This window comes from Zarconia sp. (assembly GCF_057467645.1).
This window is the reverse complement of sequence record NZ_JBRJXU010000162.1, coordinates 13,391-26,177: the sequence shown is the minus strand read 5'-3', so window position 1 is coordinate 26,177 and position 12,787 is coordinate 13,391. Positions and strand designations below refer to the sequence as shown.

8 protein-coding genes are annotated in these 12,787 nt (G+C 52.3%); 5 read left to right on the top strand and 3 right to left on the bottom strand.

Annotated elements, in window-relative coordinates:
• Nucleotides 1-56 precede the first annotated feature (56 nt).
• Entirely contained in the window at nucleotides 57-320 is a 264-nt protein-coding gene (locus AC2215_RS23865) for a DUF3146 family protein (RefSeq protein ID WP_486812520.1), read from the top strand.
• Nucleotides 321-550: 230 nt separating this feature from the next.
• On the opposite strand, the gene AC2215_RS23860 is transcribed toward AC2215_RS23865, so the two are convergent.
• Both AC2215_RS23860 and AC2215_RS23855 read right to left on the bottom strand, forming a co-directional pair.
• Nucleotides 551-1,129 carry a Uma2 family endonuclease gene (locus tag AC2215_RS23860; protein ID WP_486812519.1) on the bottom strand — a complete coding sequence of 193 codons (579 nt, stop codon included), beginning with the start codon at nucleotides 1,127-1,129 and terminating at the stop codon, nucleotides 551-553.
• 517 nt (nucleotides 1,130-1,646) lie between these two features.
• Nucleotides 1,647-4,085 carry a right-handed parallel beta-helix repeat-containing protein gene (locus AC2215_RS23855; protein WP_486812518.1) on the bottom strand — a complete coding sequence of 813 codons (2,439 nt, stop codon included), beginning with the start codon at nucleotides 4,083-4,085 and terminating at the stop codon, nucleotides 1,647-1,649.
• A gap of 1,175 nt (nucleotides 4,086-5,260) precedes the next feature.
• On the opposite strand from AC2215_RS23855, the gene AC2215_RS23850 reads away from it, so the two are divergent.
• The gene (locus AC2215_RS23850) at nucleotides 5,261-5,473 is read left to right on the top strand and encodes a DUF6464 family protein (RefSeq protein WP_486812517.1); all 213 of its coding nucleotides are present in this window, start codon (nucleotides 5,261-5,263) and stop codon (nucleotides 5,471-5,473) included.
• A 6-nt stretch (nucleotides 5,474-5,479) separates the two neighbouring features.
• On the opposite strand, the gene AC2215_RS23845 is transcribed toward AC2215_RS23850, so the two are convergent.
• Entirely contained in the window at nucleotides 5,480-6,571 is a 1,092-nt protein-coding gene (locus tag AC2215_RS23845; RefSeq protein WP_486812516.1) for a hypothetical protein, read from the bottom strand.
• 1,099 nt (nucleotides 6,572-7,670) lie between these two features.
• On the opposite strand from AC2215_RS23845, the gene AC2215_RS23840 reads away from it, so the two are divergent.
• From AC2215_RS23840 to AC2215_RS23830, 3 genes are all read left to right on the top strand, one after another.
• Nucleotides 7,671-9,035, top strand: coding sequence for a peroxidase family protein (locus AC2215_RS23840; RefSeq protein ID WP_486812515.1), 1,365 nt, complete (start codon nucleotides 7,671-7,673; stop codon nucleotides 9,033-9,035).
• Nucleotides 9,036-9,422: 387 nt separating this feature from the next.
• A complete protein-coding gene (locus AC2215_RS23835) occupies nucleotides 9,423-11,681 on the top strand; it encodes a hypothetical protein (protein ID WP_486812514.1) in 2,259 nt (752 codons plus the stop codon).
• Nucleotides 11,647-12,699, top strand: coding sequence for an NAD(P)/FAD-dependent oxidoreductase (locus AC2215_RS23830; protein WP_486812513.1), 1,053 nt, complete (start codon nucleotides 11,647-11,649; stop codon nucleotides 12,697-12,699). Before AC2215_RS23835 ends, AC2215_RS23830 begins: the two co-directional genes overlap by 35 nt.
• Nucleotides 12,700-12,787: the final 88 nt, after the last annotated feature.

The window sequence follows — 12,787 nt, the reverse complement described above, 5'->3', positions numbered from 1 at the left end:
TTCAATTTCGGTTTCCCAATACCTCTAACGTTAGTTGTTTAGCTTGCAGTGTCGGGGTGAGTGGAAATCGATTGCCTAAAACCGTAGCCCACATTCGGATTACCGATCGCTCCATACCGCAGGGTTTCTTGGAAGGGGAGGCGATCGCGGGAGACTTCGCGTGGCAGTTCCGGTGGTGCTTCCGTCAAGATCGCCTGATTATCCAACCCTCTCAAGGTCGAGCGTTGATTCAAGAACCCCTAGGTCGGTTTCTCGAAAAATGGGATTACCAACTCGAACCGGGAGGAGACTATTCTTTTACGATTCGGGCGAAGTTTTAAGGGACGTTGTCAGCATTCAGCACTTAGCATTCAGCACTTAGCATTCAGTACTCAGCAAACACCTTGCTGTGCTAGAAACGGTCTTAACGTCAGGCGCGGGTTCAGAGAGTTCGATCGCAAGCAAATATTTGTAGGGTGGGCAGTTTTAAGTGCAGTGGCTGTATTTTTACATTTGCGATCGAACTGCCCACCGACCTGACTATAAGTTTTAAACACAGAAGCAAGAATCGTCAATTTTGGGCGCTTGAAGTCCCTAACACAAAATTGACATCGATCTCGAATTCGGGAAATTCCAGGGGAGAAACCATTTCTCCTCGATGGGCTTTTTGAGCGAATTGATATCCGTTAGCAGTGGGTTGGCGATAGATTTCGATGCAATCTTCTGCGAGGTTAACGATCCACACTTCTCGAATGCCAGACTGAGCGTAGAGGGGAGTTTTGACCTCGCGATCGTATTCGATCGTACTGTCGGACACTTCGACAAGGAGCAATACATCCGATGACCTAGGATGAGCAGTTTCGTAGTAATCTTCGCGAAATTGCAACAGCACGACATCCGGCTGGGGTTCGCTATCCGGTGGCAGTTCGACAGGATCTTGTACGTCGATAAGAGCTTGTTTTTTCGGTAAATCTCTTAATCGATAGATGAGTCGCCGAACGCAAGTTGCGTGCCTTTTGCCAATGGCTGCCATCTGAATAATCTCCCCACGAATGAGTTCGACGCGATCGCCTGGGGAAAATACCCCCGCTTCCCCCATCAGATGGTATTCTGCGACAGTAAATTTGCGCCGGGTCAGTTCGATCGACATTTCAGATGTGTCCCCTACCACTCGCTACACTGATTGTATCGAAGGAGATCGAGAGCAGGAGCGATAGTGTTAATCTACGACCCGCCCATGAATTTACCCAACGAATACAGCACGAAAAAGGATGAATGCGCATTTTGGTGAAAATCTGCCCCGATACGTCATGGTTAAACCGGATGATTCGATCGTCTATGTCATATGATTTTGAATTCTATTGCTGGGTGCAGGCCTAATGGGTTGGCTCAACCGACCCCTACATCATACGAAGATATCCCGCCCATTTCCGTCAAAACCCACCCATCCACAACCCAAAAAACCACCTCAGATGAGGTGGAATTGTTCGGTTATGCGCAGACAATTTTTAGGAATGTATAGCCAAGTGCGGCGCGCTTAGGACATTCAATTTGGTAACGCAAGGACTGTAGGGGTCAATGGCCGTTGACCCCTACCCGATTTCTAAAAACTAAACCGGAATCTCACTCGTCCTAACTGTTATGCGCTTGGCTATAAAGGCCGCGAATTAAGCAAGCAACATCACATCAGCCGCACCGCCTCCAGCAATGTTACCCGCACCGATGGGTACGCTGTTGGCGAGAGTGTTGCCGATACTGAAGACGCTTTGCATCGGGTCATCATTGAAGATAGAAGCAGGAGCCATACCGTCTGCTGTGGCATCTGCATCGTCGAAGATGTTCCCGTTTGCCGTCACGGGATTCCCAACCCCTTCAACGTACAACGCGCCATTGTTGGTGTTAGTTACTGCGTTGCCCGAAATCATCAAGTTGGTATGACCGTCAGCAACCACATCAATGCCCCCATCAACCGGAAAGTTACCTTGGTTGGCCATATCGATTCGGTTATTTTGAATGGTAAGCCCATTAGCCGCTCCCCCAGTGAGCAGGATTCCTGAGCCTTCAATATTGGTGAGGTCGTTATCGGAAACCACTAAACCATTCACATTTCCGTTCAGAATGATACCCTCTTCGAAACCCCCTATATCGATATTCTCCAAAGTATTACCACTAATCAACCCGGAAATGCGATGGACATCAATTCCTTCTTCTAAAGTATTCTGAATCAGGTTATTGCGGATCGCCACATTGGTAATCAAAGTTCCAGCGCCAGGAAAGATCTCGATCGCATCGTCCATCGAACCGTCAAAAACATTGTTCTCAATCGTCAGACCATTGCCGGCATTGCTACCATCAATGCGTCCGCTACCATTGAACTCGAATCCATCAATGGTGACGTTGGTGGGTGAGCCGACAAAACTGACAAGTCCGGCAATCTCAGATTCGTCACCGCGACTGCTGCTATCTCCATCTACGCCACTATTCGCACCGCGCAGGGTTACCGATTTGCTGATGGTACTCGTGCCAAAGTTCCCCGGTCCCACCAACACCGTATCCACTGCCGTATCGCCGAAGCTATCATCCATGCCATCCCCAATCTTGGAGTTGACAGAATTGACCGCTTCGTTGATGTTGGCGAAGATGCGAATCGTCCCGGCCGTGGTGTTTCCAGCCGCATCGGTCGCAGTAATCTCCACATCCAGGAAGTCGCTGCCGTTGAATTGAGAGGCATCGAGGACGGTCAGTTCTCCAGTGGTGGAATTGACATCGACAACATTCGTCAGCACCGTCGAACCATTACGGGTGGTTCCGGTAACAGAGTAGGTGGGAGTGCCGGCATTATCCGTGGCCTGGACGAAGAAACCCGTCGCCCCATTTTGCTGTACGACAATAGTTTCGCCATCCACGAGTTCCGGGGTGCTGGGGTCTTCCGTATCTCCATCTCCGGCAACGCTAACAATGAAAGGTGCGCTGGCGGTGTTGTTAGCCGCGTTGGGGTCGGTTTGCGCCCCGGTTAAACCCGTTACCGTATTGGTAATCGTTCCGGTGGCCCCCGCATCGATGGTGGCTTGTACCGTCAGGGTTTGGGAACCACCGTTATTGACGTTGCCCACAGTCCAAATGCCAGTAGAGTTGTCGTAGGTGCCGCTGGTGGCGCTATCGCTGACGAAGGTAACACCTGTCGGGAGGGTCTCGGTGAGTTGAACGCCCGTAGCGTTCGCCGGTCCGGCGTTATTGACCTGAACGCTATACTGAACGGTGTCGCCGGGGTCGAACTGACCGTCCATATCCACATCGTTCGCCAGTGTCACGGTTTTTGTGACGGATAAGTCCGTGGTTCCGGGTGTGCCGGTAGGAGGCGTGGGGGGGTCGGTGACGAACCATTGGGGGTTGGCTGCCAGTGTGGCGGCCTTGTGTCCTTCAACCACCGCCAAGAAGTTCCCCGTACCGCCCCCATCGCGGATAATCGCATTGCCGGTGAAAACGCCGTTGACTGTTTGGTCGGTGAACTGCAAGTCGGCGAAGGTCAGTCCTCCTTCGAGGCGAATTACGTCATTGCCTTGCTCGCGGAAGTCTTGGAAGACATCGGCATCCTGCTCGAAAGCGCCGCCAGTGGAAGCTGCATCGAGAGCATCAGCGCGACGAGCCACCACAAACGTATCGTCTCCACCCCCACCATTAACAGTGTCAGCTCCTAAATCGCCGTGAAGAACGTCGTTTCCTTCTTCCCCTTGAATGAGGTCGTTGTCTTTTCCCCCAAAAATTGTATCGTCTCCAATACCACCACGAATATTATCTTGACCGCGATTGCCAAAAAGCAAATCGTTGCCATCTGCTCCAAATACGAGATCGTTATCTTGTCCGGCGAAGAGTGTGTCGTTACCGGAATTTCCTTCTAGAGTGTCGTCTCCGCTGTTTCCAAATATTAAATCGTCGTCATTACCGCCAGAAACACGATCGTTACCAGATAACGCAGCAATAACATCATCTCCGTCAAGACTTTCGATAATATCATCATCAAGCAGATCGGGAATGAGCTGTCCGTTTGCTAGATTACTGCCGGGAATAATAAGATCGGGAATTAACGTGCCTGTAATGTTTGCCATGATTTTTCCACAGAGATAAGGTTGGCCATTTTGGTAAAAACACCCTGTGGAAGGTCGCTTTAACTCACAAAAATACTCAATTAGTTACAGAAATGTATTTCAGAATTTCGGTTTTCCGAAAAATTGAATGCTTAGAGTATAGCGCGTTTGTTTTTTTTTTCAATTCTCTCCACAAAATGTTTACATTTTATCGATTTCAAGATATAACTCGCCCCAAAAAATCAGTTTCGAGACCTGGAATTGGGCGAACCTAAATGATTTACTATCGGCATGATGAATGCCTAAAATCCTTAACAGTTGATGTATGTGGAAATTGTCGATCGTCGATCGACCGTGACTGGGTTAAAACTCGCACATCGATTGATACTGAACGCTTTGGGCGATTTAAAAATGCTGCTTGCAAATTATGGAGGCTAAAGATCGACAGGTTGAACCGATCGCTCAACTAGCCCTGACAGGATTTTTCATTCGTTTGCGATCCATTTACAAAGAATGTAAAAGTTGCCGATCTGGAAAGATCGATCGCTTTTAATAATGTTTGGAGTTAATGTCGAGCGAGCGATCTCGCTTCTGCGATCGCGGATCGCTTGCAATTGATTGACTCATGCGATCGACTGACGGCCTACCAGAATAGAGTGGTTCTCTGATTCTATCGATCGTTGGCTATAGCTATCTGTTTATATATTTATTTTCAAGAGTTGAGGCGCATTTCCGGAAACTTTTGGCAAAATTGACTAAACTTTTACCATCATTTTTAATTCTCGCTCGATCGAATTTCCTGAATGTGGGATAGGGTCAAAGATACGAGCAATCCAGAAGAGGGTAAAAATGCGGAGAGAGAGGGGGAGGAAATATGAAAAGATGAAGAGAATCGACAACGAACGATCGAGCGTGCGTCATTTCGACGATCGCCCAATGGGAGAGTTAAAATTAAGTTAACGTCAGTTTTGGATAAAACTGTTTCCAGTGAAGGCGGGGAATGGGGTATGGAGAATGGGGATAGAGTACTTTCCTCCTGAGCAACCAGATGTAGCCAGTGTGGTCGCTTTGCTCTCAAGAGGTTGGCCGACCCCCGAACGTCACCCAAAGTCTACATCCCGGCGAGGTAGCTTAAGCAAAACTGATGTTAAATTCAGAGATTTTACGAATCCAATATCAATGTAGAGCGCCCAATCATGTCCTCTTCGATCGAGCAGAGACTGCGAATCCTGTCTCACGACCGCATCAAGCGCCAAATTAACGATTATCGCCAGCGCATTTGGCGATTGTCCGGTCGGATCGATCGGACTCGAACTTGCCGCTACAACGCGAGTTCGGCATTTCTACTCTGTGCGGTCAATCCTGGCGGCCCTTGCGCGACTTGCTCGGACTACGACCCCGAAACCTGACCGTTTTTACCCAAGAACCTCCGGCGAGAACATGGTTTCTAAGGCATGGAGATAGGAACTGAAGATATTGAGTTCTGTCGGTTGAAGGCGATGGCGAACTTCTTGGTAGAGTAAATCGATGAGCGATCGCACCAGATGCCAGTTGACTTTGAGGGGGGGATAGAGCATCACGCACAACGGGAACAGCTCTTCCTGCACCACGTCGATACTATTTTCGAGGGCGCAAACCCACAGATACACTTGAAACATTTCCACATCTCGAATGCTTGAAATCCGCACCACGGGGTTGCTGAGTTTACCTGTATAGCTGATGTAGTTGGGATACTGCCTGACGGCGCGCCCGCACACGGAGGTGGCGATTTCCGTTCCCAAGGGTAACCAATGCTGTACCGCTTGCAAAATCGGCGAATTGTAGTCGAGATTGGCGGCTGCTTCGTAAGCCCGTTGGAGGGGCATGTACAGGTGGTCGTCGATGACTTTGAAATAAGATCCCACCAGCATTTGTTCCACCGGAGAGAGTAACTCCAGCAACATTTGACTGGTGTAGTGAAACTGCATGCTCACAAACCCAATTAGGCGCGGATCGGTGGCGGTATACTTTTTGCGAATGACGCCGATATCCCCACCGACGATCGTGGCGAGGCGGCTGGGGGGGACGCGATCGGTTTCCACTTCCACTTCCTGTTCGTAGAAATGCCCGGAACCGTTACCCGCCCCCATGGCGACAGAAACGGAAATATTTTGCGGCTTGGCTTGTTGGGTGTAGACCGCTAAAACTTTATCGTAGATGCGAAAGGAGTCGGCGGCAATATCCCAAGGATTGATGAGTTTGGGATCGATGTGATGTCGCTGAACTTCCCTCGCTAGTAGCGCTTCGGTTTTATTCCAGGCTTGAGCGCTGACGAGTCGGAGAGTATCGCAGAGGGTTTGCGCGGTGCGTTCTCGTCCGGCTTGGGAGACGAGTTTGGTGAGTTTGAGTCGATCGGAAAGTTGCTCGTCTTGGGTTTCAAGTTCTAGGTTCTGGACGTATTTCTTCGCCCATTGCTTGGCAAGGGTTTCATTGGCTGAATTATGACCGGCCAAGGTAGATGTAGACATTGGTATTTTCCTATAGACAGATGAGATGGGTTGGCTCAACCCGCGTTTCTAGAACTTGTATCGATCTCCACGCCGCTGAGTTGAATTTTGCCGCAGTAACTTGGCATAGAAGTTCGATGGAACAACCACCGCTCTTGCTATGCATCTTTGAGAACTCAGTATCGTTTTATTATGAATTTAAATTTTAACGCAAATTGTTGAAATTCTTAAAATATTATATTAATGTTTAAGTAGCTTAGAAAAATCGATCCCCTCATCGATCGCACCGATCGTTAGGATATAGAATCCAATCGAATGTCGATCGAGGTTTATTTCGCTTTTTTTAATAATTATCGCTCGTTCGGGAAAATTTTGATAATTTTCTCTAACTTTTTCCGGGCTGCGAGAGCTTAGAATTTTGCAACCCATCGCCATTCTCGCTCCAATCTGATTTTCTGGAGTTTTTGGTCTGGGCGCGCACCGACACATTTCGTGACATATTTCGTTACACAATGCGCGGCTGGAGATGCGAGTGTCGCGATCGAAAAACCAGGTCGAGAAACGAGACTCACTCAACAGGATTTCTAAAGCGATCGCACTCACCACGACGACCTTTGACAATTCAGACAACTGTGTCATCTTCCCGAGGTCTTTTCCCTCCTGCCAACGTTCGCGAGTCATGTCGCGGTGGCGATAGATTGCCCGAGGCGTGGGAGATTTCCAGGAAGTACCCCTCGAGGATACTGTCAGATTCCCCCTCAGAGGACACACTAGAAATAACAACGATAAATTATCTAAAGAATCAGGGGATAGTCCGGATAGAGGACAAAAGTTGTCGATAGATATATGACATCAAGGCGACTCGGACAAACCATCAAAATTTACGGTCCGATCTGAAGACCAAAGGTCAAATTGAATTTGTGAATTTATTAAAACCTGGCAACCCTCTTGAGTTGGAAATCCAGCATCAAAAGCGACGTTTGCACTTTAAGTTTGTCCTTTGAGTTTTGCCTTGGTATTGCCCTTTGAGTCGGCGAAGCATTCGGGTGCAAATTCTACCCATCAACCAAACCTTCTCGCGACTTCAATAATTTCCCCCCACACGCATCAGGAGAATATAATGCGACACGGTCAAATGTCTTTACGGGATATCGTTCCCCCTCGTTCTAAGTTTTTTAACACCGGAAAATTCGGCAGACTCTTTCCCTCCCTGCCGCCCTTTTTACCCGATACCGAACGGGTGCGAGAAGCCCTCATGGAAGTGGGTAAAGCTGGGGGTCCGATGGATAAAGGAGATGATGCCAATCTCGATAACTTCAACTTGCCATCCGGGGCTACCTTTCTCGGGCAATTTATCGACCACGATCTCACATTCGATCCCACTTCCAGTCTGGAACGGCGCGTCGATCCCGAATCGATCGAAAACTTCCGCACCCCCGTCTTCGAACTCGATAGTCTCTACGGTTCCGGTGCCGAAGCCAGTCCGTTCCTCTATGAAAAAGGACGACCGATGAGCGGTAAACTCCTCACGGACCCCGGTTTCCCCAACGATTTGCCCCGTAACTCCCAAGATGTCGCCCTAATTGGCGATCCGCGCAACGACGAAAACCTCATCGTTTCCCAACTGCACGCCGCCTTCATTCAATTCCACAACGCCGTCATCGACGCAGAAGGGGCAGACTTAGAAGAAGCCCAGCAACAAGTGCGCTGGCACTATCAGTGGATGGTGTTGCACGAATTCTTACCCAACCTCGTCGGACCCGAAGTCGTTGAAGATGTTCTGTTCCGGGGTCGCCGGTTCTACCACTGGGCGAACCAACCCTTCATTCCCGTCGAGTTCTCCGTCGCCGCCTATCGCTTCGGCCACAGCCAAGTGCGACCCAGCTTCAAAATCAACGAGACCTTCAATAATGGTGCCGAGGTTCCCATTTTCGGCGCACCGGGAAGCAACGACCTGTCTGGAGATAAGCGCATCGATGCCGATCGGGCAGTGGATTGGCGCACCTTCTTCAGCATCGACGGCAGTACCCCGCAGTACAGCAAGCGCATCGACACCACCCTATCGAGTCCGCTGTTCCGCCTGCCCTTCATTCCCCCCAATATGCCCAGCAACCCCAGTTCCCTCGCCCAGCGGAACCTGTTGCGCCACCTCACCTTCAGCTTGCCTTCGGGACAAGCGGTGGCCTTAGCGATGTTCCTCGATCCCTTAGGGTCGGACGAACTCTCAGATTTGGCAGATTTGGGTGTGGGGATGGAACACCGCACGCCACTGTGGTTCTACATTCTCCGGGAAGCGGATAAGCGCGCCAACGGTCGCACCCTCGGTCCCGTGGGCGGTCGCATCGTCGCAGAGGTCTTTATCGGGATGTTGGAGGGCGATCGCATGTCGTTCCTGCGTCAGGCCCCGATGTGGAAACCGACCCTCGGTCAGCGCAGTGGAGAGTTTGGGATGGTGGACTTATTGAAGTTTTCCGGGGTTGTTTGATGGAGGTCTGTAGGGGCAAAGCATTCGGCAGGTTAGTCCATTGCTCGCGACTAATCTGCGCCCGAATGCTATAGCCCTCACGCATGGCTTCGCTAACGCCCTCCCGTAACGTTGATTCTTCGTTCGGTTATCGGTGAGCGGCATGGCGCGAGTCGTGTTGGGTTGGGATGATTCTGTCCGCCCCCTAAGATTGACTGTCAAACCCGGAATCGGGGGGTCTCCTCCCAAAACCTATATTCTTCGTTGTTCCCCTAAACCCGGAGAGGGCGAAGCATTTGGATTGATGAGGTGTCGTTTGAGCAAAAATTAATCGCCCAAATGCGCGCGCCCCTACAGTCACCCCTTATCCCCATTCCCCATTCCCCATTCCCTACACCCCATAAAAAAATGCTAATCAATACCATTAAACAAATTTGCGATCGCCTATCAACTGCTGGCTGGGGCGATTTAATGTTGCGCCACGGATTGGATATCACCGCCCCGGATTTAGCGGCGGAACTGATCCGAGAACTGCCGAATATCGATCGCAGCCTACCTGGATTTGAAGATTTTGCCTTTGAAGGGAGGCGAGGTATCGAACCGGGCAATCCCGCCCGCAGTTTGCTGTTCCACGCCTTGGCATCTCCCAACGTCACCCAGGGGGCAAATGGGGAAGATTTAACCCTATTTCCCACCCTTGCAGAAATTGAGGCGATCGAAAACTACGTCTTCGGCGTTCGTCCCCCATCCCTAGCCGACCTCATCAATCGGGCCGAGGGGGACTTGATGGCCATTGTCGTATTTGCCTCGGAATACCGTCCCGGTGCGGAAACCGTCCACCGCCAACATGCAGATCTGTGTTTTTCCCGAACGGGTGTTGCCCGCGTGGGAACGGCAGCCCCGCGATACGATAATCGCCGTCGGGGGTTTTTACCCTTTGTCGAAGGAGACGATCGCGCCTTTCGGGTGTTGCCAGCCCGGTATTCTGCCTACATTGCCGTCCAGCGTGGGGGGGAAGAAAAGACCTTCGGACCGATGAATTTCAGCTTCCGCCAGAAGCATCCCGAACTCTACGGAGGGGGACAAATTAGCGATCGCGATCGTCAATTTTGGGTTCCCCTGCACAAACTTTTCGACGGTCCGGAATGCATTCGCGGCTTGGATTTAGGGGTGACGTTGGATGCCCACCACGTCAACGAAAAAATTCGGCGCATTCACCTCGAATTCAAAAACCAAGGTCACGACAGCGATTGGGGAGAACCGGATATTAGCAACCCTCCCTTCATCTTTACCGACTCAATTGCCGAATGGTCGGCCGATGGGGAATATGGGGCGGGAGTATTGGTTCCGGTGGTGCATCCCAACTTCATCGAAGCTGCCCAGTATCGAAACCAACCCCTCACCTTCCGCGTACCCCCCAATCCCCGTAACCCTTGGGCCCCCAGTCTACTGATGGAACCCGACGGGGGACTGCGCCGCGCCCCGGAATACGTCCACGTCCGCCATCAAATCCTCCCGGACGGCCGGAGTCGAGACTTAAACCAAGTGCCGGATGTCGCCGACGAAGTGCGCCGGGGGAACTATCGGGCGCAACACTATATCGACTTTACCGGCGATGGGTGGATCGAGGTGTCCTGTCCCCAATTAGCCACAGCTTTGCCCCGTACCATCCCGGCTTATTCCATGGTGACGGCCCCGGATTTCTACCCCAACTGCGACCAGCGAGAACTCATGGAGTGGTGGTTGCAGCGAGTACCGGAGGGGTTGCGATCGACCCTGTGGCAAACCCCGCCGCTGACCTTAGCCGACGAACGCCTCGCCCCGAACCTCCAGTTAAATGGAGCGGATTTTCGGCCTGAAGACGATACGGTAACGGCGATCGTGTCTATGGTGCTGGAGGGGGAAGTGCGGCAGATGCCCTCGAGTCTGGGGGATACCCAACGCCACGCCTACCTCCCCGATGGGGCGGCTGGGGTGTTCGCGCCGGGATGGGATACCAGCCGCGATCGCACCGGGGATACGGAGCATTTGGCAGCTTACGGGTTGGGCAGTCCGTTCCCCGAGGATGCCAAACTCTGCGCGGCCTTGAGTACCTTTTGGCCGGCGGTTGCCCCCGATGCCGGACGCAGCTTCTCTCAGATTTTCCCCACCGTCAGCCCCCTGACGGACACGGAAATTCACGATTCCGCTTGGGATGGAGTCGATGGTCCCCGCGTGGTCTTGCGGGAAAACCAACCGGTGGTGGAATACACCCGCTTTGACTACGTGGATTATGTAGAGAATACCCTCGATAGCAAGTTCTCCCTGGCATTGACGGGGAAGGTAGACGTTCGCGAGTATACCGCCCGAGTTTTAACCATGGCGCGGGCCTATGGCGGGGCGAGGATTGGCGGTTCGGCAAAGCACTTGTGGGCGGTTCTCTCATTCCGGGAGGTGGGAACGACTGCCGCGCAACGCCAGGAAGCCGAGGCGCAAACCGGGATTCGGCTGCAAGGGGACGTATATCGGGTTGAATTTATCCGTCGCGGCGGCGAACTGCCCCATCCGGCGGATTTGCGCAAAGTTCATTACGAAATTCGCGCTCGCATTGTTGTGTTTGTGGGGTCTCTACCCCAAGTTTTGGTACTGCAAAATGATGGAATCTGGGAAGCGGTTAGAACGCTATAGGACGGATGTCACGATCGTTGGCGGCGGACCTGCCGGGTCTGCGGCCGCGATTTGGTGCGCTCAGCATGGGTTAAATGTGATGATGCTCGAACGGCAGCGATTTCCCCGCGAACGCCCGGGGGAAACCCTTCACCCCGGCATCGAACCGCTATTGGAACAGTTAGGAGTCGCCCAACCGGTACGGGAAGCGGGATTCTTGCGCCATGAGGGGAATTGGGTGCAGTGGAGTGGAACTCGTCATTTCGTTCCCTTCGGTGAAGATCGAACGGGATCCTGGCAGGGGTTCCAGGCTTGGCGCGCCGATTTAGACTCGATGTTGCTCGATCGGGCCCAATCCTTGGGGGTGCGAGTTCTCCAACCCTGTCGGGCGAAGCATCTCTTCGTCGAAGGGGGGCGCGTGGCGGGGGTGCAAACCTCTGTTGGGGCCGTGCGATCGCAGTTCCTCATCGATGCGGCAGGAGGCGGACATTGGCTGGCGCGGCAGTTGGGAATGGAAGTGATTCGCTACTCCCCCCGGCTGACGGCTTACTACGGCTACGGCGAAGGCAACTGTCCCGCCCGAGATCGCGCCCCAGCTATTGTTGCTGACGATCGCGGTTGGACGTGGACGGCAAAGGTACGGCCCCACCTCTATCAATGGACTCGCCTATTTTTCTCTCCCCAGTTTTTGGACCAAGATTGGATGCCCCAAGAGTTTGCCGGGCTGGTTCCCAAGGGGAGAATCCGCAGGGCCGATGTCACCTGGCGAGCGGTCGCCAAGCCAGCCGGACCGGGTTATTTTACCGTCGGAGATGCGGCAACAGTACTCGATCCGGCTTCCTCCCACGGCGTTCTCAAAGCAGTGATGTCGGGAATGATGGCCGGACAGGCGATCGTTAAGATTTTGCAACACGGCGCTTGGGAAGATGCGATCGTCGCACAATACCGTCAGTGGATCGATGGCTGGTTTAGCAGCGATTTGGTGCGGTTGCGCGAACTTTACGCCACCTTGCCCGAACCACCGGTTTGGGTGGCGTAATTGGAGAAATGGGAGCAGGGGAGAAACGGGAGAAGATTTAGCTCCCGATGCTCCCGATGCTCTCGATGCTTCCGAAGCCCCCGAAGCT

Excerpts from the sequence above, each read along its gene's own strand:
- AC2215_RS23855 (WP_486812518.1), bottom strand. The coding sequence starts at position 4,085 with ATGGCAAACATTACAGGCACGTTAATTCCCGATCTTATTATTCCCGGC.
- AC2215_RS23860 (WP_486812519.1), bottom strand. The coding sequence starts at position 1,129 with ATGTCGATCGAACTGACCCGGCGCAAATTTACTGTCGCAGAATACCAT.
- AC2215_RS23845 (WP_486812516.1), bottom strand. The coding sequence starts at position 6,571 with ATGTCTACATCTACCTTGGCCGGTCATAATTCAGCCAATGAAACCCTT.
- AC2215_RS23835 (WP_486812514.1), top strand. The coding sequence starts at position 9,423 with ATGCTAATCAATACCATTAAACAAATTTGCGATCGCCTATCAACTGCT.
- AC2215_RS23830 (WP_486812513.1), top strand. The coding sequence starts at position 11,647 with ATGATGGAATCTGGGAAGCGGTTAGAACGCTATAGGACGGATGTCACG.
- AC2215_RS23840 (WP_486812515.1), top strand. The coding sequence starts at position 7,671 with ATGCGACACGGTCAAATGTCTTTACGGGATATCGTTCCCCCTCGTTCT.
- AC2215_RS23850 (WP_486812517.1), top strand. The coding sequence starts at position 5,261 with ATGTCCTCTTCGATCGAGCAGAGACTGCGAATCCTGTCTCACGACCGC.